This window comes from Paenarthrobacter histidinolovorans (genome assembly GCF_014647595.1).
Classification (GTDB): Bacteria; Actinomycetota; Actinomycetes; order Actinomycetales; family Micrococcaceae; genus Arthrobacter; species Arthrobacter histidinolovorans.
Window position 1 is genome coordinate 264770 of record NZ_BMPM01000005.1, and the last position, 20979, is coordinate 285748.

The 20979-nt window shown below is 63.9% G+C and carries 21 protein-coding genes; 13 read left to right on the forward strand and 8 right to left on the reverse strand.

Translation table 11 applies throughout. The features are described from left to right. Positions 1-9: 9 nt before the first annotated feature. From IEY62_RS13950 to IEY62_RS13965, 4 genes are all read left to right on the forward strand, one after another. Entirely contained in the window at positions 10-546 is a 537-nt protein-coding gene (locus IEY62_RS13950) for a GNAT family N-acetyltransferase (RefSeq protein WP_189018809.1), read from the forward strand. Positions 547-623: 77 nt separating this feature from the next. Continuing rightward, complete coding sequence (gene ppk2, locus IEY62_RS13955) at positions 624-1559, forward strand: polyphosphate kinase 2 (protein ID WP_189018811.1); 936 nt, start codon at positions 624-626, stop codon at positions 1557-1559. Positions 1560-1704: 145 nt separating this feature from the next. Next, entirely contained in the window at positions 1705-2208 is a 504-nt protein-coding gene (locus IEY62_RS13960) for an RNA polymerase sigma factor (protein ID WP_189018813.1), read from the forward strand. Next, positions 2198-2920 (forward strand): hypothetical protein, encoded by a 723-nt coding sequence (locus IEY62_RS13965; RefSeq protein ID WP_189018815.1) that lies wholly within the window; start codon positions 2198-2200, stop codon positions 2918-2920. Before IEY62_RS13960 ends, IEY62_RS13965 begins: the two co-directional genes overlap by 11 nt. A gap of 51 nt (positions 2921-2971) precedes the next feature. On the opposite strand, the gene treS is transcribed toward IEY62_RS13965, so the two are convergent. Further along, positions 2972-5257, reverse strand: a complete 2286-nt coding sequence (treS, locus tag IEY62_RS13970; RefSeq protein ID WP_189018817.1) for a maltose alpha-D-glucosyltransferase — start codon at positions 5255-5257, stop codon at positions 2972-2974. Between the two features lie 214 nt (positions 5258-5471). Between treS and IEY62_RS13975 the strand changes: the two genes are divergently transcribed. From IEY62_RS13975 to IEY62_RS13985, 3 genes are all read left to right on the forward strand, one after another. After that, a complete protein-coding gene (locus IEY62_RS13975) occupies positions 5472-6443 on the forward strand; it encodes an NAD-dependent epimerase/dehydratase family protein (RefSeq protein WP_189018819.1) in 972 nt (323 codons plus the stop codon). A 71-nt stretch (positions 6444-6514) separates the two neighbouring features. Continuing rightward, a complete protein-coding gene (locus IEY62_RS13980) occupies positions 6515-7828 on the forward strand; it encodes an LssY C-terminal domain-containing protein (RefSeq protein ID WP_189018821.1) in 1314 nt (437 codons plus the stop codon). Between the two features lie 197 nt (positions 7829-8025). Further along, entirely contained in the window at positions 8026-8784 is a 759-nt protein-coding gene (locus IEY62_RS13985) for a polyprenol monophosphomannose synthase (RefSeq protein ID WP_189018823.1), read from the forward strand. Between the two features lie 186 nt (positions 8785-8970). Here IEY62_RS13985 and IEY62_RS13990 read toward each other — a convergent pair whose 3' ends face one another. Genes IEY62_RS13990 through IEY62_RS14000 form a run of 3 tightly spaced genes read right to left on the reverse strand, consistent with a single transcriptional unit; the run spans position 8971 to position 11145 of the window. Then, a complete protein-coding gene (locus tag IEY62_RS13990) occupies positions 8971-9375 on the reverse strand; it encodes a RidA family protein (protein ID WP_017197328.1) in 405 nt (134 codons plus the stop codon). Continuing rightward, positions 9372-10133: an IclR family transcriptional regulator gene (locus IEY62_RS13995; protein WP_229785302.1), complete on the reverse strand. Its 762-nt coding sequence runs from the start codon at positions 10131-10133 to the stop codon at positions 9372-9374. The genes IEY62_RS13990 and IEY62_RS13995 overlap by 4 nt, the downstream gene beginning before the upstream one ends. Before the next feature lie 4 nt (positions 10134-10137). After that, on the reverse strand, positions 10138-11145 hold the full coding sequence (locus IEY62_RS14000) for a sugar kinase (protein ID WP_189018828.1): 1008 nt from the start codon (positions 11143-11145) through the stop codon (positions 10138-10140). A 166-nt stretch (positions 11146-11311) separates the two neighbouring features. On the opposite strand from IEY62_RS14000, the gene IEY62_RS14005 reads away from it, so the two are divergent. From IEY62_RS14005 to IEY62_RS14020, 4 genes are read left to right on the forward strand one after another with little or no spacing between them, the layout of a single operon-like run. Next, on the forward strand, positions 11312-12616 hold the full coding sequence (locus tag IEY62_RS14005) for an alanine racemase (protein WP_189018830.1): 1305 nt from the start codon (positions 11312-11314) through the stop codon (positions 12614-12616). A 10-nt stretch (positions 12617-12626) separates the two neighbouring features. Continuing rightward, positions 12627-14270 (forward strand): N-acyl-D-amino-acid deacylase family protein, encoded by a 1644-nt coding sequence (locus IEY62_RS14010; protein WP_189018832.1) that lies wholly within the window; start codon positions 12627-12629, stop codon positions 14268-14270. Further along, on the forward strand, positions 14267-14902 hold the full coding sequence (locus IEY62_RS14015) for a bifunctional 4-hydroxy-2-oxoglutarate aldolase/2-dehydro-3-deoxy-phosphogluconate aldolase (RefSeq protein ID WP_189018834.1): 636 nt from the start codon (positions 14267-14269) through the stop codon (positions 14900-14902). Before IEY62_RS14010 ends, IEY62_RS14015 begins: the two co-directional genes overlap by 4 nt. Before the next feature lie 23 nt (positions 14903-14925). Then, positions 14926-16317 carry a GntP family permease gene (locus IEY62_RS14020; RefSeq protein WP_189018836.1) on the forward strand — a complete coding sequence of 464 codons (1392 nt, stop codon included), beginning with the start codon at positions 14926-14928 and terminating at the stop codon, positions 16315-16317. Positions 16318-16626: 309 nt separating this feature from the next. Here the strand turns inward: IEY62_RS14020 and IEY62_RS14025 are convergent, their stop codons facing one another. Then, entirely contained in the window at positions 16627-17133 is a 507-nt protein-coding gene (locus IEY62_RS14025) for a universal stress protein (RefSeq protein WP_189018838.1), read from the reverse strand. Positions 17134-17239: 106 nt separating this feature from the next. Here IEY62_RS14025 and IEY62_RS14030 point away from each other — a divergent pair, with 106 nt between their 5' ends. Then, entirely contained in the window at positions 17240-17440 is a 201-nt protein-coding gene (locus IEY62_RS14030) for a hypothetical protein (RefSeq protein ID WP_018779368.1), read from the forward strand. A gap of 2 nt (positions 17441-17442) precedes the next feature. Here IEY62_RS14030 and IEY62_RS14035 read toward each other — a convergent pair whose 3' ends face one another. Together IEY62_RS14035 and IEY62_RS21725 are read right to left on the reverse strand one after the other, a co-directional pair. Further along, positions 17443-18477: an LLM class flavin-dependent oxidoreductase gene (locus IEY62_RS14035; protein WP_189018840.1), complete on the reverse strand. Its 1035-nt coding sequence runs from the start codon at positions 18475-18477 to the stop codon at positions 17443-17445. Positions 18478-18609: 132 nt separating this feature from the next. Continuing rightward, positions 18610-19047: a CBU_0592 family membrane protein gene (locus tag IEY62_RS21725; protein WP_229785322.1), complete on the reverse strand. Its 438-nt coding sequence runs from the start codon at positions 19045-19047 to the stop codon at positions 18610-18612. Positions 19048-19229: 182 nt separating this feature from the next. On the opposite strand from IEY62_RS21725, the gene IEY62_RS14045 reads away from it, so the two are divergent. Then, positions 19230-20153, forward strand: a complete 924-nt coding sequence (locus IEY62_RS14045) for a LysR family transcriptional regulator (protein ID WP_189018842.1) — start codon at positions 19230-19232, stop codon at positions 20151-20153. A 43-nt stretch (positions 20154-20196) separates the two neighbouring features. Here IEY62_RS14045 and IEY62_RS14050 read toward each other — a convergent pair whose 3' ends face one another. Next, entirely contained in the window at positions 20197-20976 is a 780-nt protein-coding gene (locus IEY62_RS14050; protein WP_189018843.1) for an isocitrate lyase/PEP mutase family protein, read from the reverse strand. Positions 20977-20979 lie beyond the last annotated feature (3 nt).

Consider the following 20979-nt stretch of genomic DNA (forward strand, 5'->3'; position numbering starts at 1 on the left):
GTCGAGTGCATGTTCAAACTCGTTGCTCCGGATGCCGCCTTCCACCAGTCGTTCCTGGAGTCCCATCGTGAATGGAACGGCGCCCATCAGGACGGCGCAGGCGTCTTCATGGCGGACGATGTCACCTCCACCGAAGGATTCTCGGCCTGGGTCCAGCAGCTGACCGAGGCAGAGGATGTCCAGGAGGACCAAGGCATTGTTCCCTGCACCTACCTGTGGGTCACGGAGGGCCCGCGGTATCTGGGGGCCATTGCCTTCCGTCACTACCTCACCCCGGCCCTGCTGAATTCAGGCGGCCACATCGGATACGGCATCCGGCCCTCGGAGCGTGGCCGCGGCGCAGCGTCCTGGGCGCTGCAGGAACTTTGCGAACGATTGGCGAAGCAGGGAGAGCCTGGCCGTGTATTGCTGACGTGCGATGACTCGAACGTAGCTTCAGCCAGGACCATCGAGCGCAGCGGCGGGGTGCTCGAAGATACTCGGACGGACTCTGAGGGACGCCGCTTTCGTCGCTACTGGATCGATGTCTCGCCGCCCAAGAGCTAACGCGGAATTCCGTTCATGTTCCCGTCACCAAGCGTTGTTAGCGTTCTGCGCACCACACGGCTTAGCAGGAGGACCGCATGACGGACGCAAACCCACTCTCCACATCGCTGGACAACTGGTGGGTCAGGGACAACCTGCGCGAAACCATCGACCACCTGGTGGAGCTGGGTTACACCATCAGTGGAGGCCAAGGGGAAGACCCCGAGCTCATCGATCCCGGCGGATCGGCCGTGGAAACCTGGAGCGATGAATACCCCTACCCGGAGCGGATGACCCGCGACGAGTACGAGATCGAGAAGTACCATCTGCAGATCGAGCTGCTGAAGTTCCAGTACTGGGGCCAGGATCTGGGGCTCAAGCATGTGATCGTGTTCGAAGGCAGGGACGCGGCGGGCAAGGGGGGCACCATCAAGCGCTTCACCGAGCACCTGGATCCCCGCTCGGCACGGACCGTTGCGCTCGCCAAGCCCTCGGACCGTGAACAGGGCCAGTGGTATTTCCAGCGCTACATCCAGCACCTTCCCACCGCCGGGGAGATCGTGATGTTCGACCGTTCCTGGTACAACCGGGCCAACGTGGAACGCGTCATGGGGTTCTGCACCGACGAGGAATACGACACCTTCATGGGCCAGGCGCCGGTGTTCGAGAAGATGCTGGTGGACGCCGGAATCCACGTGACCAAGTTCTGGTTCTCCGTGACCCGGCAGGAGCAGCGGACCCGTTTTGCGATCCGCCAGATCGACCCCGTGCGGCGCTGGAAACTCTCACCCATGGACCTCGCATCCCTGGGACGGTGGGATGAATACACCGACGCCAAAGAGCGGACGTTCCTCCACACGGACTCCGACCACGCACCGTGGATCACCATCAAATCCAACGACAAGAAGCGTGCCAGGATCAACGCCATGCGCTTCTTCCTCAACCAATTCGACTACGAGGACAAAGACACTTCGGTGGTCTACCCGGCCGATGAACTGATCGTCCGCCGCGGCCGCGACGCCGTCGGCGACTAACGCGGACGCCTGAAACCAGCAGACCTCGACGTCGGCACTCACCGTAAGTGCCGACGTCGCGCGCTTTTCTTGAAACTTCCGTTACATTCTTCTGACTGCCGGACATTAACCGGGTATGAGCGTGAAGACAGACCAAGGAGATCGCGTGGGGGCAGTCAGGGAGAAGCTTTTCCTGGCAGCGCACGCGGCCTGCCATGACAAGGTTTACCGTTACTTCCGGCGTCGCTCGGAAGGTGCCTCGACAGCCGAGGACCTGACGGCCGAGGTTTTTCGCATCGCCTGGGAAAAGTGCTGTCAGGACCAGGAATTGTCCGTGCTCATGGTCTTTGGCATAGCCCGGAACGTCCTCCGGAACCACAACCGATCAAACGCCCGGTCCACCAACCTTGCACAGCAGCTGGAGAGGCAGCGGATCCATCCGTTGGGAATGGGTGAGGACGCGGTGGGCGAGGCGATGGAACGGCTCAGACCACTCGAGCGGGAGGTTCTCCTCCTGACGTACTGGGACGGATTCACCTCCGCTGAAGTTTCGGAGCTGCTGCACATCTCGGCCTCAGCGGTGCGGATGCGTCTACACAGGGCTCGCAAAGAACTCAGCCATCTGCTGGGAACGGATTACGTGGCGAAGGATGTCAGCAATGAGCAATGAGAAAAAATCCGCCGTGGAACGCCTCGCCGCGGCCGACCCCGCCCTGGCGGTCACGCAAGAAGACCTGGCTCGAAGCCGCGGGAAGAGCCTCGCTGTCATGCAGACTGACGCGGTGCAGCTGGCCGTCGGTGGATCTGTTGAACAATTCCACCGCCAGCCACCCGTCCGCCGGTTCCGGGTCATTGGGGGTGTTGGCTTGGTGGCAGCGGCTGCCGCGGTCGTCGCGGGTGTCTTCGCGTCCTCGTTGAATCCACAGCAGCTGCAGCAGCCGGTGCCGGGAGCCACGCAGTCTGCTGCGGTACCGGAGTCAGATTCGTCCGGGCCTTCACAACCGCCCGAAATCGTTGGCGCCAAAGCGGCGACGGGGGCTGCGGAAATTGTGGTCGGAGGCAACGGAAACAAGGCTGCCGTGTCCACGGATGAAGGCGTCAACCTCATCATGGATGCCCTCATCACTGGAACCCTCGGCCTGAACAGCGGAGGGTGCTTCGCCGGGATCCACCCGGACGGAACGTCGGGCGGACTCGTCTTCCCCTTCGGGACCAAGGTCACTGCGACAGGGGTCATTCTGCCCGATGGAACGCCGGTCAATCTTGGCGACAACTATGCATTCGGAGGCGGAGGCTCGCCCGGTCACGTGGACCTCGGAGAATGCTCCCCAGTCGGTACCCCATTCCTGGTCCAGAGCTGGGACGGCCTCGTCTCAAAGTAACCCGCGGAACTTTCGACGTCGGCACTCACGGGGGTGCCGACGTCGGGCCTTCTACTCCGCCGCCTCGTCCTCGACCACCGGGTCCTTCAACAGGAGTGCCGTGCCCTGGAACGGGCGCAGTTCCAGGAAGAAGCTGCCAAGATCGTCCACCTGGCCCACGTCGTCGCCGCTGAACAAATCATGCACCGCCGCGCCCGGCACCAGGTGCGAGGACTGGATGCTGCCCGCGATGTCCTGGTCGGAGAAGTTCAGGACGGTTACTTGCACAGCTCCGTCGGCGAGCTGGTTGACCATCACCAGAAGTCCGCGGTTGGAAACGTCCGGGACGTCCAGGAGGGTGCTGGTGGCGATCCCGGACTCTTCCCGCACTGTGAGGATCTTCTGGAGACGCCGCGCATAGGACGCCGGATCCTTGAGCTGCTCGGGCAGCGGACCGTAAAGGCTGCGCGCCCTGGCCATGCCCGCCAACGAGGTCTTCGCGTCCGGGCTGGTCCCCATGAGGTCGTGGGCTCCGCGGTTGATCCAGCGGGTGTCGCCCTGGGACGTCAATTCCCGGACGGTCTCGCGGTCCAGGGCCGTAATGCCCGTGAGGTCCCAGCCGGACAGTGCGAAGACACCTGGCTGCAATGCGTTGTACATGGACAGCAGGACGTGGGCGTCCAGTACCTGGGCTTCCTGTTCCGCCGTGATGGCGTCCGGGTCCTTGATGCCCAGGGTGGCCATGATGAAGCTGACGGTGGTGCAGGCGATGCCGTTGGTGGTGAAGACAGCGTTGTAGGGGCCGTTCTCGCCTGTGAGGCGCTCCCGCAGGGTGTCCTGGACCTTCTCGGCCACCTCCGCGCCTGTCAGTTCTTCCCCGCCGAGCTCGAAAATGTCGTCCCTGTGGCCGGCCGCGAAATGCAGCAGTTCATAGGTCAGTTCGTCGTGGTTCTGGAGTGCGTGGACCAATGAGGCCTGGTCCACGCCGATCTCCATGGCGAGCTTCAAAGTCAGGCGCAGAAACTCGGTATCGCCGGTCACCAGGGCGTAGTGGTAGGCGGGCCTGGTGACGAAGTCGTAGGAAAGGTCCGGGCCGGATTCGGATTGGGCCTTGATGTCGTCGATGGTGAGGTTGAGTTCCTGGAAGGAGAAGCCACCCACCTTGCGGATCATGGAGCCAATCAGCTGGTTGGCCGCCTCGGACAACGGGTGGCCCTCGGACCAGCCGGGTTCCTCCTCGGCGCTTTTCTCAACACCCAGGAAGCCGTTGGCGTCCAGGCGCAGGGCGCCGGTGCCAAGGTCCAGCAGTGAATGAAGGGCATCGCCCACCACCAGGCGCATGCCGGCGAACGTGGGGTCCAGCCAGTTGATGGACGGCTGCCCGGCCTTGAAGTAATGGAGGTAGACCCAGCGGCGTTTCTTGCCGGTGGTGTCGATGATCGCCTTGGTGGCGCTCCAGTTGGTTTCCTTCACGCCGGGCTCGTAGAAGATGACCCTTTGGAGCCGGCCGATGATATATCCGGCTTGCTGGAGGGCCTTCTCCGTCTCGGGGCTGATGTTGACGGAGTCCTCGTTCTCGGGGACGTCCGGCAGCAGGTGCCAGTCCTCTTCCGGGATGTCCACCATGTGATAGATGCCGGGGTAGTCCCGGAAGTTCATTTCAGCGAGCCGGAAATCAGCGCCCTTGCCGGTGTGCCCCGGAACAATGTCATCGATGATCGTGCCGCCGTGGTTGACTGCGACCTCGCACATTTGCCGGAACTCTTCCTCGGTGCCGAACGCGGGGTCGATCGCCATGCTGATGCGGTCAAAGTGCCCGTCGACACTGGGTGTCTGTGACCATCCGCGGATGCCGCCCGCCAGCTTGACCGGTCCCGTGTGCAGCCCCCGGATGCCGATCTGGCTGAACGCATCCCACAGCTCGGGATCGCCCAGCGCTGACAGGAACGACTGGCCGTCCTTGGTGATGAAGGACAGAGGATAAGCCGTGAACCAGACCGGCGCACGCTCCACAGCGGAGCGCGGATTAGGCCGGGCGTAGGAGTTCTGCCACATGCTGGCCTGGCCCGAAAGTTGCCGGGCCATGGTGTTGGCGTCGCCGAGCATCGATTGGTTGCGCAGCCAATCGACGTACGTGGAGTTCAGTCCGTCGAACTCGAGGGATGGTCGGGCGGCGAAAAACTGACGACGGCGGGCAATGGGCCTCAGCGCTTTGGGCCGCGCAGGGTAAAACTGCTCGTCAAACGTGATCTCCGGTGACTCGGTTGCGGTCTCCCCGGTTTCCTGCGGCTCTTCCTGCGATTCAGATGGATCAGCGCTGACTTCTGCCGCGCTCTCGTTGACTACAGGCTCCCGCACAGCATTCTCCTTTACGTGGTCGCCGCGTTGCGTCGACCGTCCGAGGGGTCATTCAAGAGGTCACGTACCCGGGCATGCCCGGCGTAATCATGCTAAGCATCCTTGGCAGCTGTTTGTCGACCTCGGGGAGAAGTGAGTCGTGTGCGCTGCTCTAAACCCCGAAGCCCGACTACGCTGAAACTCCCGGCCCCGGAGCAAAGGCGAAGTGGACACCATGAAAACAGTCGTCATCGGAGGCAGCGGCCACATCGGCTCCTTCCTCGTCCCCAGGCTGGTGCGTGCAGGGCATGAAGTGGTCAACATAAGCCGCGGAACCAGCACGCCCTACACGGATTCACCCGAATGGCAGCAGGTCCGCCAGGTTACCGCAGACCGTGGGCAGGAGGATCGGGAGGGCGCTTTCGGTGACCGGGTCGCGGAACTTGGTGCCGACGTCGTGGTTGACCTTGTCTGCTTCACGCTCGACTCGGCCACCGCGTTGGTGAACCGGCTCCGCGGTGAGGTGGGACATCTCCTGCACTGTGGATCCATTTGGCGGTATGGCGCCAGCATGAAGTTGCCGATGGCAGAGGGCTCGGATTCGGCAGATGAACCAACGGATGAGTATGGCATCCAGAAGCGCGACATTGCCCGTATGTTGAAGGATGAGACGGCGTCCGGCGGGCTGGTCACGACGTCGCTGCATCCCGGCCACATTGTGGGTCCGGGGTGGCATCCGGTGGGGCCGCTTGGAAACTTTGATCCCACAGTGTGGAAGAAGATCTCCGCCGGGCAGACAGTGCACATGCCCGGCAGCGGTACGGAAATGATGCATCATGTCCATGCCGATGACCTGGCCCAGGCCTTTGAAAAAGCCATCGGCCGGCGTGATGCGGCGGCCGGCGAAGACTTCAACATCGTCGCTCCCACTGCCCTGAGCGTTCGTGGCTACGCCAGGATCGCGGCGTCCTGGTTCGGCCAGGAACCGCATTTTGAGACGGTTGGATGGGACGGGTTCCGCCGGACCACCACACCGGAGCACGCTGACACCAGCTGGGCCCACCTGTCCCGCAACCACTGCCTCACTATCCAAAAGGCCAAATCCCTCCTGGGCTACACGCCACGCTATGAGCCGGAACAGGCAGTGCACGAATCTGTGCGGTGGCTTATTGAGCACGGGCAACTTGAGGTCGGCAGCCCCGCCTGAGCTTGAAAGGTGTCTGTACATCCCCGGCGCCAAGCCCGAAGCTTGAAGCAAGCAAAAGGGGGGAGCTATCCGTGTACAAGGCACCGGGCAGGGACGTAACCGACAGCCGGCTGGACCACGCCTTCTTCATCCTGGGTGGGGCGGCGGCGGTGTGGCTGGCGTTCCTGCTGGTGGGGGAGAGCTTCCATCTGGGCTGGGGCCAGGTGTGGTTCTACTTCTTCTTCTGGGCGTTTCTTGCCTACTTGCTCCTGCCGCGCCTGCACCGCATCCTGACCACGATCTACGTTCCGGGTTACTTCATCGGCCGTGCGCGGACCAGCGACGGCCTCCTGGGCGATCCTGTGAACGTCGCGTTGCTCGGGGACGAGCCGCAAATCCATGCCATCATGCGCGCTGCCGGCTGGACGCAGGCAGACGACGTCACCTTCGGCAGCAGCCGCCGCATCATCAGCTCCACCATCTTCCGGCAAAGCTACTCCGAGGCGCCGGTCAGCCCGCTCTATCTGTTTGACCGGCAACAGGATTTCGCGTACCAGCAGGAAGTGGACAACAACCCCGGCAAACGCCACCATGTCCGGTTCTGGCGTTGCCCCGAAGGCTGGCTCCTGCCGGGCGGACACAAGGTGGACTGGCTTGCCGCCGGAACGTACGACCGCAGCGTCGGTTTCTCGCTCTTCACCCTCCAGATCACGCACAAGATCGAGCAGAACACCGACGTTGAGCGTGACCACATCGTCCGGACGGTTTCCGACGCCGAGCCCGCGGTGTCCGTTCACGTCATCAAGGACTTCTCCACCGGGTATCACTCGCGGAACGGCGGCGGCGATTCAATCTCTACTGACGGCGACCTGCCCATTATCGACGCGCGGCACGTGAAAGTCCCGGCCGCCCAGCCGTCCCGTCCTACCGACAGCCGTGACAGGCGGCCCGCCCCCACCATGATGGGCGCGGCGTTGGTGGTGGCCAGGTCCATTGCGGCCTTCATCCTCGCCATGACACTTCTGACGTCGTCCGAGGTCTTCACGGACCTCACCACCGACGGCGACCCCCTTGACCCGCAAACCACGACGGCGGTGGTCACCTTCGTTGCCATTGCGGTGCTGTTGTTCGGGTTGGGCGAGATTTTCCTTGCCTGGCGGATTTTCCTGGGCAGCAACGGAGCACGGGTGATCGCGATGGGCCTGAGTTCCATTTCGGTGGTTGTCCAAGCCATTGACTACTTCACCGGAAGCACCAACATCACCCTCGAAGCCGGACTTTCGGGCCTGGCCACCGACATCCTGGTACTCCTGGCTCTTTCCAGCCAACGGTCCAGGGTCTACGCCAAGCGGCAGCGGATTCCGGCGGTGCCGGCGTCGGTAGTTGGGCGGCGCGTTGCTTCCTGACCTGCTTTGAAGCCGGGCGGCTCGTGACACGCCGTTGTGTGCGGCGTGTCGGGGACGTTTCAAAGTCAAAGTGGGTGGTGGAGGTACAGCTTTCCAAGCTTCTTCAGCTTGGCTCAATAGACTGGCGGTGCTCGGGACCGCGCAAAACAGCTTTTGAGCCCCGGCAATTATCGAAAACCGAATTGGGGACCCTCGTTGTGACTGCTGTTTTTCCGAAAATTACCGTCGTTGTGCCAACCTACAATGAGCGCGAGAACCTGCCCGTTCTTGTAGCCCAGCTCCAGGCACTCAGTATTCCGAATCTGCACGTGCTGGTTGTTGATGACAATTCACCCGACGGGACCGGATCGGTGGCTGAACAACTGGCATCGGAGTCCAATGGAACGGTGTCGGTCCTGCATCGCAAGGAAAAGGATGGGCTTGGCCGGGCCTATGTGGCAGGAATGACCCAAGCCCTGGCCTCGGATTCCGACGTGGTGATCCAAATGGACGCAGACCTCTCCCACCCCGTCTCGGCCATTCCGACGATGCTTGAGCGGATCCGGACTTCCGGCGCTGAGCTCGTCATCGGTTCGCGCTACGTCGACGGCGGTTCCACCGCCGCTGAATGGCCGTGGCACCGCAAGGCGCTCTCGGCCTGGGCGAACTTTTATGTTGGAGCGATCCTGAGCTTGAAGGTCAAGGATGCAACCGCTGGGTTTAAGGCGTGGACTGCCAACGCCCTGAAGGAGATTGACCTTCCCTCTGTTCGAAGTGACGGTTACTCATTCCAGGTGGAGATGAACTACCGGGCAGCCCGGCACAGCCTTAAAATCATGGAGGTTCCCATCCGTTTCGAAGAGCGGGTGGAAGGCGCTTCCAAGATGGACCTACGCGAACAACTCGAATCCGCGCTCACCCCATGGAAGCTCCGCTTCCAGAAGGCGGAGGCGCCCGCACGGGTGACCGCCTCCTAAGGCGCCGTTCTGTTGGAACGCGGCTTAAAGCCCGACGGCGGCACCCAAGGGCGGTTTCTAAGGGTCGTTGCAACTCCCAAAATCAGGTGTTGCAACGACCACTAGAACCCAAGAAGTGAGTGCCGCCGTCGGGCTTCATCCCTGTGCGTGAGCGTTTGGCTCAAGCTGGAGGGGTGTGATTGAGCGTTACGCGGTAACCGCCAGGGCGTCGATCTCCACCAGCATGACCTCGTGCGGCAGGTCCACGAACACCGTGGTGCGGCTCGGCAGCTGGCCGCTGGGGACGTTCTCGCGGATGAACTCGCCGTAGACCTCGTTCATGGCGGCGAAGTCGTCGCGGGTGGTGAGGTAGACGCGGAACATGAGGACGTCTTCAACGGAGGATCCGCCGGCTTCCAGGATGGCCTTGACGTTTTCCAGGGTGCGGCGGGTCTGGACGCGGACGTCGCCCTCGCCGATGTACTGGTTGGTGGCGGGATCCATGGGACCCTGGCCGGACACCTGGAACATGCCGCCCTTCTTGATGCCCTGCGAGAATACGTGCGCCGGGGCGGGGGCGTTTTCGGTCAGTACTACAGTCTTTTCACTCATGCTGAGTTCCTTTCATGGCTGATCCAGCCGAGGTCGTTGGAGATGGCCTCGGTGCTGGCTTTGAGGTCGGGCAGCAGCTCAAGCAAGCCTTCATAGCTGAGCATCACTACCGGTACCGAACAAGAGGCTGCGGCAACAACGGCGCCGCTGGCGTCGCGGATGGGGGCCGCGATGCAGTGCACGAAGGCTTCGTGCTCGGCGTTGTCGTGGGCCCAGCCCTGTTCCTTGACCTGCTCCAGTTCGGCCAGCAAGGCCTCCGGCGAGGTCAGGGTGTTCTCGGTAACTTTGACGTAGTCCAGCCCCGCCGCGATCTTTTCCTGCCGGCTTCTCGGCATGTCGGCGAGGAGGACTTTGGACACAGCGGCCGAGTGCAGCGATGCAGTCAGGCCGATGCGCGAGTACATGCGGACGGGGTGGTGGGACTCGAATTTGTCGATGTACACCACCTCGTTTCCTTCGAAGGCGGCAAGGTGCACGGTGTGGCCGGTCTTGCCGTTGAGCTCCGCCAGGTGGGGGTGGGCCACTTTGCGGATGTCCCGCTGTTCCAGTGCCAGCGAGGACAGTTCGAACAGCTTGGAGCCGAGCATGAACCGTTGGTCCTCGTCCCGCACTACCAGCCGTTTTTCCTCGAGGGCGTGCAGGAGCCGCATCACGGTGGTCTTGTGCACGGATGCCTTGGACGAGAGCTCGTCCAGGGTTGCGGGTTTGGCGGCGAGTTCGCCGAGCAGGTCGATGGCCCGCAGGAGGCTTTGGCTCACAGTGTCACACTCCGGTTCCGGTGTTGAATTGTCCGTCTTCAACATGGATAGCAGCCCAGACGTCATCCGAAGAATCGAGGATGGCCGCGAGCTCCTCCGCGTCGGGCAGCGGGCCGCGGTCGCCGTGGACGGTCAGGGTGCACGCAGCAGCAACGTGGCCGCGGCGGAGGCTCTCCTTTTGGCCCAGTCCGAACAGCATGCCGCTGAGGTACCCGGCGGCGAACGAGTCACCGGCGCCAACAGGCTCGACGACGGCGACGGACAGTGCGGGCACCTCTTCCCGGCTGCCGCTCCGGTCCAAGGAGATGGCGCTGATGGCCTCGTTCTTGATGACCAGCACCTCCGGGTCCGGCATCAGGCGGCGGAGTTCGCTTTCGTCGGTGGTGCCGAAAGCGTGTTCGGCTTCGTCTTTCCCCACAAGCACGACGTCGGCCAGGTTCGCCAGGCGCTTCAGGACGGCGCGGTCCTGGCCTGCCCACAGGGCTTCGCGCCAGTTGACGTCGAAGCTGATGGTCCGGCCGTTCCGGGGTTCGGTGAGGATCGCTTCAAGCAGGGAAAGGCATTCCGGGGAGAGTGCGGCGGTGATCCCGCTCAGGTGGATGAGGGAGGCGTTTTCCAGCAGCGCGGAAACTGCGGGATTGGCGAGCGTCTCCCGTCCCATGGCCGAGGCAGCGGATCCTTGCCGGTAGTACAGAACTGAACTGCCGCCGTCGGGGTCTGAGTCCTGGGCGGGGACCTTCACGTAGAGGCCCGTGGGCCGCCCGGCGTCGACTTCCACGCCTGAGATGCCAACCCCATGATCTTGGAGGTCGTGGAGGATGCGGGTGCCGAAGCCGTCGTGGCCCACCCGGCTGATCCAGTGGGTGTCCAGGCCCATGGCGGCCAGGCCCATGGCGACGTTGGATTCAGCCCCGCCGATCCCGAAGTGAAGCTCGGTGGCGAGGTCCAAGGGGACGGCTTGGACGGGGGTGAGCATGGCCATGGTTTCGCCAATACATACAGCTGAAAGCACTCGTTCTCCCATGTTCACGCGCTTCGCAGCGGCCTTGACTCTCGATCCGCCACCATGTTAGACATATCACCAGCAGGTTTGCAACCAGCGTTGCAAAATACGCAACGCAAGAGAATCCACCCATAACGCAGCTTCAACGCCGCAGCACCGCGAAGGGAATCAACGCGTGGACACTTCCGAAGCCATCTCGGCAACCGCCGTGGCATCCTTGGCTGCGCGCCGGCTCGACTGGCGCCACAAGGCCATCCCCGCCGCCGACAACGGGACCACGCACGCCGCCTTCCTCGCGGCCAAGCACACCCTGGCCGATTTCCAGACCCCGCTGCTCACGCTCGACGCCGGTGCCCTCACGGCCAACGCCGACCGCCTGGCGAAGTGGTGCGCCGACAAGGGCGTGCTGCTCGCTCCCCATGGCAAGACCACCATGTCCCCCCAGCTCTGGACCGAGCAGCTCAAACGCGGGGCGTGGGGCATCACGCTGGCCAACTTCGCGCAGCTTCGAGTGGCCCGCGAATTCGGCGTCCGGAACCTGCAGCTCGCCAACAGCCTCACGGATCCCCACGCCATCACGTGGGTGGCGGAACAGGACTCCACCATCCTTTCCTGGGTTGACTCCGTGGACACGGTCGCGGTGATCGAACACACCCTGGCCGGCACCGGCTCAGTCCTGGACGTCCTGGTTGAACTCGGCGCACACGGCGGACGCACCGGTGCCCGCGGCGTGGACGCCGCCCTGGAGGTTGCCCGGGCCGTTGATGCCGCGGACCACCTCCGTCTGGTGGGCGTTGCCGGATATGAAGGCTCGCTCGCGCACACAGCGGACGACGCCGGGCTGGGCGCCGTGCGCCGGTACCTCGCCGATATGCGGCTGCTTCACGAAGAGCTGCTCGCCGCCGGTTTGTACGGTTCGGGCTCCGTCATCATCACCGCCGGGGGAAGCGCCTACTTCGACGACGTGGTCACTGTCCTCTCGCCGTGCATCAGCACCGGGGCTGAAACCGGTGGCCCCAAAGTGGACCTCATGATCCGCAGCGGCGCCTACATCATCCACGACGACGGTTTCTACCGGGGAATCTCGCCGTTCTCCCGCGCAGGCAACCAGCCCTTCAGCGCCGGAATGTACGGCTGGGCGCGGGTCGTGTCGCAACCGGAACCGGGCCTGGCACTCCTCGACGCCGGCAAGCGGGACCTCCCGTTCGACGAAGGACTGCCTGAGCCGCAGCTCATCGGACCCGTGCTTGGTGGTGCCATGGAACCGCTGCCCGGCGCCGCAATCACTTCGGTCAACGACCAACACAGCTTCATGACTTTCGACCCCGAAACTACCGCCGTCCGCCCCGGCGACGTCGTCCGCCTGGGCCTGTCCCACCCGTGCACCGCGTTCGACAAATGGACCATTATCCCGGTTCTCGCGGACTCCACACCGGGCACCCAGCAGACCGTCGTCGACCTCATCCACACCTTCTTCTAGGACCCATGCCATGAAGACCCTCATCAGCAACGCCACCCTGGTGGACGGAACCGGAGCGGACCGCCGCGCCGCGGACGTCCTGCTGGACGGTACGGTGATTGCCGCCGTCGTCGACGCCGGTAGCCTCACCCAAGCGGGAACCGGCGCCGAACGTGTCATCGACGCGTCCGGCCTGGTCCTGAGCCCCGGTTTCATCGACATGCACGCGCACTCGGACCTGCAGTTGTTGGTCAACCGGGACCACTACGCCAAGCTCAGCCAGGGTGTCACCACGGAACTGCTGGGCCAGGACGGGCTGTCCTATGCGCCCGTGGACGATGCCACCCTGGCCGGAGTCCGGGAGAAAATCGCCGGCTGGAACGACAACCCGGCCGGCTTCGACTGGGACTGGCGGACAGTGGGGGAGTACCTGGACCGGTTGGACGCGGAAAAGGACGGTGGCCGCATCGCCACCAACGCCGCGTACCTCGTCCCCCAAGGAACCGTCCGGGCCATGGTGATGGGCTTCGCCGAGGGAGACCCAACGCCGGAGCAACAGCAGCAGATGCAGGACGTCATCCGTACGGCGATGGAAGAAGGCGCCGTCGGCATGAGCTCTGGCCTGACGTACACGCCGGGCATGTACGCGCAGACCGAGGAACTGGCCGGACTTTGCCGGACAGTGGGCGAACTCGGCGGTTTCTACGCGCCGCACCACCGCTCCTACGGAAAAGGCGCCCTGGATGCCTACGCCGAGATGATCTCCCTCAGCCGCGATACCGGCTGCGCCCTCCACCTGTCCCACGCCACCATGAACTTCGCCGAAAACAAGGGCCGCGCGGGTGAACTCCTGGACTTGATCGATGACGCCCTGGACCAAGGCGTAGACATCACCCTGGACACCTACCCTTACCTCCCCGGTGCCACCACGCTTTCGGCGATCCTGCCCAGTTGGGCCTCGTCCGGCGGAACCGAGGCCACCCTTGCCCGGCTGGCCGACCCCGAAACACGGGCCAGAATCCGGGAAGCCGTGGAGATCTACGGCTCCGACGGCTGCCACGGCGTAGTGGCCGAGTGGGACACCCTGGAAATCAGCGGCGTACAGAACCCTGAGCTCGCAGGCGACGTGGGCAAGACCATCAAGGACATCGCGGCGGAAACCCATCAGGAGCCCTTCGATGTCTTCGCGCAGATTCTTACTGAAGACCGCCTCGGCACTGGAATCCTGCAGCACGTGGGCCACGAGGAAAACGTGCAGGCCATCATGAAGCACCGCACCCACACGGGTGGCAGCGACGGACTCCTGGTCGGCGCCAAGCCGCACCCCCGCGCCTGGGGCACATTCCCGCGCTACCTCGGGCACTACTCCCGGGACCTCGGCCTGCTCAGCCTCGAAGAAACAGTCCACCACCTCACAGGACGCCCCGCCGCCCGACTCAAGCTCCACAACAGGGGACTGATCCGCGAAAACTACGCGGCCGACGTCGTGCTCTTCGATCCGGCAACCATCCGCGATACCGCTACTTTCGAGAATCCCCGCCAAGCCGCCGACGGCATCCACTACGTGTTCGTCAACGGGACGGCAGCGATCGACGGCGGCAAACCCACCGGCGCACGCGCCGGCCGTGCCCTCCGCAGACACAGCGACGGCCTCACCCGAGAAGGACAACAATGACCCCTGAACAGTTCCTCCAGCAGCTCGAAACGGACCGCACGCTCGCTGTGGTCCGCGCACCCTCCATCACTGACGCGGCCGATCTTTGCCGTGCACTGGCGGACGGCGGGATCCGAAGTGTCGAACTGACCTTCACCACGCCGGATGCGCTCAAGCATGTCAAACGCGCGGCGGAGACGGCGGCGGACCATGGTGCCGCCGTCGGAATCGGCACCGTGATGACCGGAGACCAGGCCCGCGCTGCAATCGACGCCGGCGCGCAGTTCCTGGTGACTCCCGGTCTCAGGCCGGAAGTGGCCGCCGTCGCCGTGGCTGCGGGGATCCCGTTCAGCCTCGGCGCCATGACGCCAACCGAGGTAGCGCAGGCCCTGGACCTGGGCTCGGCGGCCGTCAAGATTTTCCCCGCCCGGCAGCTCGGCCCGGCGTATTTGAAGGACCTGCAGGGCCCGTACCCGGGCATCCGCTTGCTGCCTTCGGGAGGCATCGACGCCTCCAACGCCAAGAGCTACCTCGACGCCGGTGCTGCCGCAGTCTGCTGCGGCACCAGCGTTGTCCCGCCCGCAGCAGTTGCTGCCGGCGATTGGGCAGACATCGCGGCACGTGCCGCAGCCTTCACCAGCACCCTCAAGTAGGACTCACCCAGAAAGAAACGCCCATGAATGAATTCCTCGAATGGCTGCGGCACGACACCGCCGGCCTGCTCCTCCTGGCAGGCGCGGGCATCGCGTTGCTGCTGTTCCTGATCATCAAGGTCAAGCTCGAACCGTTCATCGCCCTGGTGGGAACCGGTGTGATCGTGGCCCTGGTCGGCGGCATCTCAGTGGAAGCCCTGGTGGGTTCGGCCACCAAGAGCAGCGACGCCCTCATTGAAAAGGGCTTCGCTGGCATCCTCGGCCATATCACCGTGATCATCGGCCTCGGTACCGTGCTGGGCGCCATCCTTGAGCGGTCCGGCGGCGCTGAAGTGCTGCTCGGCAGGCTCGTGAAGATCTTCGGTGAGAAAGGCACCCCGCTTGCCATGGGCATCACCGGCTTCGTGCTGGGTATCCCGGTGTTCTTCGATATCGGCATCTTCGTCCTGGCGCCGCTGGTCTATGTTGCTGCCATCCGCGGCGGCAAGTCCCTGGCACTCTACGCACTGCCGTTGCTGGCCGGTTTGTCCGTAACCCACGCCTTCCTGCCCCCGCACCCCGGCCCCGTCGCCGCAGCGGGCCTGTTCCACGTGGACCTTGGCTGGATCATCCTCATGGGCCTCATCTGTGGCATCCCCGCCTGGTTCGCTTCCGGCATCCTCTGGGGCACCTACATCGGCAAGCGCGTGATGGTGTCCGTTCCGGAAGACCGGATCGTGGCTGAAGCCGATACCGCCAAGGGCAACGAACCGTCCATCGGCCTGGTGCTGCTGGCCATCGGGTTGCCCATGATCCTCATCCTCGGCGGTACGTTCGGCAACATCTTTGCCCCGGCAGGGACCTTCCGGGACATTCTGCAGTTCTTCGGCAACCCGGCCATCGCACTTACCGTGGCCGTGCTGCTTGCCATGTGGCTGCTGGGCATCCGCCGCGGCATGACCTCCGCCGAACTCAGCGAAATCACGGGCTCGTCGCTGCGGCCCGTGGGCATGATCCTCCTCGTGGTCGGCGCGGGCGCGTTCTTCGGTGCCGTGTTGTCCGCCACGGGTGTTGGCAAGGCTGTTGCCGACTCGCTGGCCCAGGCCGGCCTGCCGATCATCCTGTCAGCGTTCGTGATCAGTGCCGGCATGCGCATCGCCCAAGGTTCAGCCACCGTGGCGATCGTGACCACGGGCGGCATCCTGGCACCGAGCCTGGCCACCGGGTACTCCCAGCCGCAGCTCGCGCTGATCGTGGTGGCCATTTCCTCAGGTTCCATCATCGCCAGCCACGTGAACGACGGCGGATTCTGGATCATCTCCAAGTACTTCAACATGTCAGTCAAGGACACCCTGAAGACCTGGACCGTGCTGGAAACCGTGCTGTCCATTGTGGGCTTCGGGATGGCGGCCCTGCTGTACACCTTTGTGAGGTGAGGTAGCGCCGGCACCCAAGCCGGGTGCCGGCGTCGCGCGCTTCTCGGTGGCTGTACCGCCACCACTCACTATGAAATCGAAACGGCCCCGACACGCCTTGCCCAAGGCGTGTCGGGGCCGGTCTTTGCGTCAAAGAGGGTGGTGGCCGCACAGGCCAAAGCGGCCGTTAAAAGCAAAGAGCTCCGGAGTGCGTTATTGGGGGATACGCACTCCGGAGCGGCCTTTGAGCAGGCGCTTTCGCTTTCCTGCACTCATCACTCTACGTGCCGTTGGACCCCAACGCCACCACCTCGAATAAGTACTTTCGCTTTAGTTTCTCTCAGCCCCGTCGTGACGCTTTCTCTGCGGCACAATCAGCACCGGTCGGCGCTGATGATGGCTGAGCCACGCAGCCACGGAGCCGTTGAGGGCCTCGGAAATGCGGTGCCCCAAACCTGGTTCCGGCGAGCCCACAATAATCATGGAAGCGTTGATATCCGCGGCCAACCTCCCCAGCGCCCGGGCCGGATCACCGGCCAGCAACCGCAAGGTCCAGTCCGCGGAGCCGCCGTCCATGGCCTCGGCTATGACCTTCCCAAGATCTCCCCTGACAGCCTCCACCTCCGCGTCGTCCTTTTCAGGGTGCAACGACATTCTGTGGGCTTCACGGGAAGGGTCCCACTCCACCAGATAGCTGGCCTCGTCGACGTAGGCGCACACCAGCGGCACGCCCAGCTGCTCGGCCAGGCTCCGGGCAGTCTGCAGCACTTCCACGTGCTGGTCGGGAAGGACGCCCACCACAAGGGGGATGGGCCCGCTGAAATTCTCCTCAGCCATACCTTTATTGTTGCGCCGCGCGGTGCCGTTGAACAGGCTGTTTGGGGGACCCTTGAAGACGTCCCCGCCCGGGCCTACGGTTAATCCGACGGAAGGTGGTCCCGCAGTGGAAATTTATATGTGGTGGCTTGATCTGCACATGGACAGCAAGGAATGGCTGCGCGAAAACCTGCGCGTGGAGGAACTCCCCCTGCAGGTCCTGCAACATATCGCCGAGGCGGGCGGTCCCCATCCGGACAAGGTCAGCGGTGTGCTGACCACAGCCGACTGGGACTTCATCGAGACACAGTCCGAGTTCGTGGACTGAACCTATTCCGCGCGCGCCCACCCCAGCGCGGGTCCCAGCGTGCCCGCGATGTCGGTGAGTATCTGCACGTAGTCCTCGTGCTCGAAGCTGAACGGCAACGCGAACGCCACCTCATCCACTTCCTGGAACCCCTGGTGCGCATACAGTTGCTCGGCGATCTCATCGCTGCTGCCGATGAGGTCCCGCGCGAACATCATGCGCTGCGGGCCTTGGGGCGCACTGGTGCGTGGAGTTCGCTCATCGACGTAGCGCTGGTACTTCTCCCGCTGGGCGCTGGAAGCGGAATCAGTAGGGATCACCACCAATCCTTGCGATACGCGGGCAGAGTTGCTGCCACTGGCCGAGGAGGCGTCACGGAACGCCCGGATCTGTCGCTGCTGCACTGCAGCGAAGTCGGGTTCCTCATCCGGGCCGGGGAACACCACGCTGCTGGTGAGCAGCTTGAAGCCGTTCCCGCCGGCCCACGTGGCCGACTTCAGACTCGCTGCTCCATACCAAATCCGTTCCCGCAGTCCTGCGGAGTGCGGTTCCACACGGTTTGAAAACTCTTCCACCACGCCCTGCTTGCCGGAGAACTCCCGCACCTTTTCGCCCGCCACCAGCCGGGCGAACCGATCCACGCGTGCGTAGCTGAAATCTTCGGTGTCTGCGGAATCCGGGTAGAGCTGGTCCTTCACGGTGTCGTAGTGCATCGGTACGCCGACGCTGACTCCGGGATTGATGCGGCCGCCGCTGAGCAGGTCCACTGTGGCCAGGTCCTCAGCCAGACGCAGGGGATTCTCCCAACCCAGCGGGGTCACCGCGGTGCCCAGTTCGATCCTGGAGGTCCGTTGGCTGGCCGCTGCCATCACCGCAACAGGCGACGAAATTCCGTACTGCAGGTGCCGGTGGCGCAACCAGGCACTATCGAAGCCCAGGCGCTCGCCGAGTTCGATGATCTCCAAGGTTGAACGGTGCCCTGCGGCGGGGTCTGCCGGATCAAACAGGCCGATGGTCAGGAATCCAAGCTTGCGCAGCGGGCGGTCTGGGGTGGGCATGGCTTCCTTCTCTGTCGGTGGTCGCTTAGTGCCCACCCTAAGCGCTGCGACTTACGACGACGACGGGAGGTTACCTTGTGTGAGGCGCCGCCTTAAGATGCCGTCCTGTGGCGCAGCCTTGAGATGCTCCGGCTACGCGCAGTTGACGGCCGGGCTGGGCCGCGGGACCACCCTGTGGGTGCCGGTGTCTGTCATGCATGTTTCCCTCACGGCTGTTTCCCTCACGACTGCATCCCTTGCGAATGTGTCGCTGGTGCCGGGGTCGCTGGAGCCGGGGTCCATGGTGACGAGGGCAGGGGCGATGATCGGCTCGGTTTCGACAACCGCTGCCTCCGTCCGGGAGCGCATCCGCAGCAAGGCCACCGCTGAGATGAGGAACCACGCCACGTTGGTTACCACCGAAGGCCAAGCTCCATGGAGAGTGCCGTTGATGATGAAGGCGCAAGAGCCAAACAGGTTCACGGCCTGGAAGGTGCTGCCCGGCTTGATCCACCCCATGGACACCGTCATGTAGGCGCAGAGCATCGCCGCCGCACCGGCCCAACCGGTAATTTCCCACAGCAGTTCCATCGGAGGTCCTCTCATGTCCGGGCAGCCTGAAGTGGCCGGGTGATGAATGATTCAAGGGGTGTTTCTGCCGAATGCAGAGACCGCGCCTTCAGAGCGAAGTGCGGCTATGCACTAAATTCTGGACGATAGGAACCTTTAGTTCAATTGCATTATTCTGAAGCCCGTATTTAGAATCTCTGAACATGGAAATGGACCCTCGCCGCCTGCTCGTGCTCCTCGCCGTCGCCCGTACGGGAGGGGTCCTCGCTGCTGCCGACGAACTGCGGATCACGCCGTCCGCGGTGTCGCAGCAGCTGACGAAATTGGAAAACGAGGCAGGCCAGGCGTTGCTCCTGAGAACCCCCAAGGGTTCGGTGCTGACACCCGCCGGATTGGCCATGGCGGAGGCGGGGGAGGAAATAGAACGTGCGCTGAACGTAGCGCGATCCCGGATGCAGGGACAGGCCGAAGTAGCCGGCGTTGTCCGGGTAGGCGGATTCACCAGCTTCATGCGCACGGTGGTGATCCCGCGTCTTCCGGAATGGCGTGCCCAGTACCCCCAGCTGCAGATCCAGCTGGTTGAGGATGGCTTCCCGGCGCTTATGCGGCTTTTCCGCCAGCGCCAACTGGACGCGGTGGTGGTTGAGCAGGATTCCACCACCTCGGACCAGCGTCCCCTGGCCGCCGGGATGGTGGAAGAACCACTGCTGGATGAGCCGTGGAAGTTGGTAGTGCCGGCGGGGTCCCTGCTCAGCACGGACAACCTCGACCTGAGCCGCCTGCCCCTTCCTTGGCTGGGTGTTGAGCCGTCCGCAGCCAACATCGCCGTGCTCGGTCGCCTGCGCCATTCCACAGGTGCCCACATCGAGACGATTCACCAGTACCAGGACACACTGACTGCCTTGGCGCTGGTTGCTGCCGGGGAAGGTGTTGCGATTGTGCCCACTTTGGCGCTGACGGGCGTGGTCCAGGACCAGGTGGACATCCTGGACGTTCCCGGATTGGGTACACGCCACATTGCTCTGCGGCGCTTTGACCGGCGGAGACCGACCAGCCTTCCTGTTGATACGGTGGCCCGGCTCCTGCGTGAATCGGCGGCAGCGTTCGATACCCGCTCCGGATCCTGACCGGTCCCGCCGCTTCAAGCGGGCGGGACCAGTCAGCTTTCGGCTAGTTCAGGGCGGGGGTATCCGTGGGAATGACGCCGGAGCCGTATAGGTCCGAGGCCAGATCCTGAAGGGCCCGGAGGGCAACCCGCTGGGTGAACGGGCCGTAGGACACCCGGGCTACGCCGAGTTCCTGGAGCTCGGCCGCCGGCAACGCTCCAGGTGCACCGATCACGGAGAGCTTCCCGTGGCCGAGGCCCTCAACGAGTGGCTCGATGACCTCACGATTCAGTGCGCCGGGAACGAAAACCAGCGCAGCGCCGGCGTCGAGGAAGGCGCGGCCCCTGGCGATCGCGTCCTCGATGCTGTCCTTGATGGGACGGTCACCTCCACGGACGATCGCGTCTGTGCGTGCGTTCAGCTGGAACGGAATACCCTCGGCGTTGGCGGCGTCAATGATCGCCTTGACGCGGGCAACCGCTTCGTCGAACGGCCGCAGGCGGTCCTCAACGTTGGCGCCCACCACTCCGATGCCAATCGCCCTCCGGATGGTCTCGGCAGGGTCCTCATATCCGTCGTCGAGGTCTGCAGTGACGGGGACGTCCACAGCCTTGACGATCCTCTCCACACCGCTGAGCGCCACATCCAAAGGCATGGTTCCATCCGCGTATCCAAAAGCCGCGGCGATGGAGTGGCCTGCGGTGGCGATGGCTTTCGTCTGCGGCAGGGCGGCCACCGTAGTGGCACTGACCGCATCCCAAACATTGACGACACTCAGGATTTCCGGCGCTTCATGCAGGGCCTTCAGTTGTTCTGCGCGTGCAGTCGTGGTTGCTTCAGTCATGGT

Coding starts and splice junctions, on each gene's coding strand:
- IEY62_RS14025 (WP_189018838.1), bottom strand. CDS start 17,133: ATGGCTGAGGAGAATTTCAGCGGGCCCATCCCCCTTGTGGTGGGCGTC.
- IEY62_RS14050 (WP_189018843.1), bottom strand. CDS start 20,976: ATGACTGAAGCAACCACGACTGCACGCGCAGAACAACTGAAGGCCCTG.
- IEY62_RS13990 (WP_017197328.1), bottom strand. CDS start 9,375: ATGAGTGAAAAGACTGTAGTACTGACCGAAAACGCCCCCGCCCCGGCG.
- IEY62_RS13965 (WP_189018815.1), top strand. CDS start 2,198: ATGAGCAATGAGAAAAAATCCGCCGTGGAACGCCTCGCCGCGGCCGAC.
- ppk2 (WP_189018811.1), top strand. CDS start 624: ATGACGGACGCAAACCCACTCTCCACATCGCTGGACAACTGGTGGGTC.
- IEY62_RS14020 (WP_189018836.1), top strand. CDS start 14,926: ATGAATGAATTCCTCGAATGGCTGCGGCACGACACCGCCGGCCTGCTC.
- IEY62_RS13975 (WP_189018819.1), top strand. CDS start 5,472: ATGAAAACAGTCGTCATCGGAGGCAGCGGCCACATCGGCTCCTTCCTC.
- IEY62_RS14035 (WP_189018840.1), bottom strand. CDS start 18,477: ATGCCCACCCCAGACCGCCCGCTGCGCAAGCTTGGATTCCTGACCATC.
- IEY62_RS14015 (WP_189018834.1), top strand. CDS start 14,267: ATGACCCCTGAACAGTTCCTCCAGCAGCTCGAAACGGACCGCACGCTC.
- IEY62_RS14010 (WP_189018832.1), top strand. CDS start 12,627: ATGAAGACCCTCATCAGCAACGCCACCCTGGTGGACGGAACCGGAGCG.
- IEY62_RS14045 (WP_189018842.1), top strand. CDS start 19,230: ATGGAAATGGACCCTCGCCGCCTGCTCGTGCTCCTCGCCGTCGCCCGT.
- IEY62_RS21725 (WP_229785322.1), bottom strand. CDS start 19,047: ATGGAACTGCTGTGGGAAATTACCGGTTGGGCCGGTGCGGCGGCGATG.
- IEY62_RS13950 (WP_189018809.1), top strand. CDS start 10: ATGTTCAAACTCGTTGCTCCGGATGCCGCCTTCCACCAGTCGTTCCTG.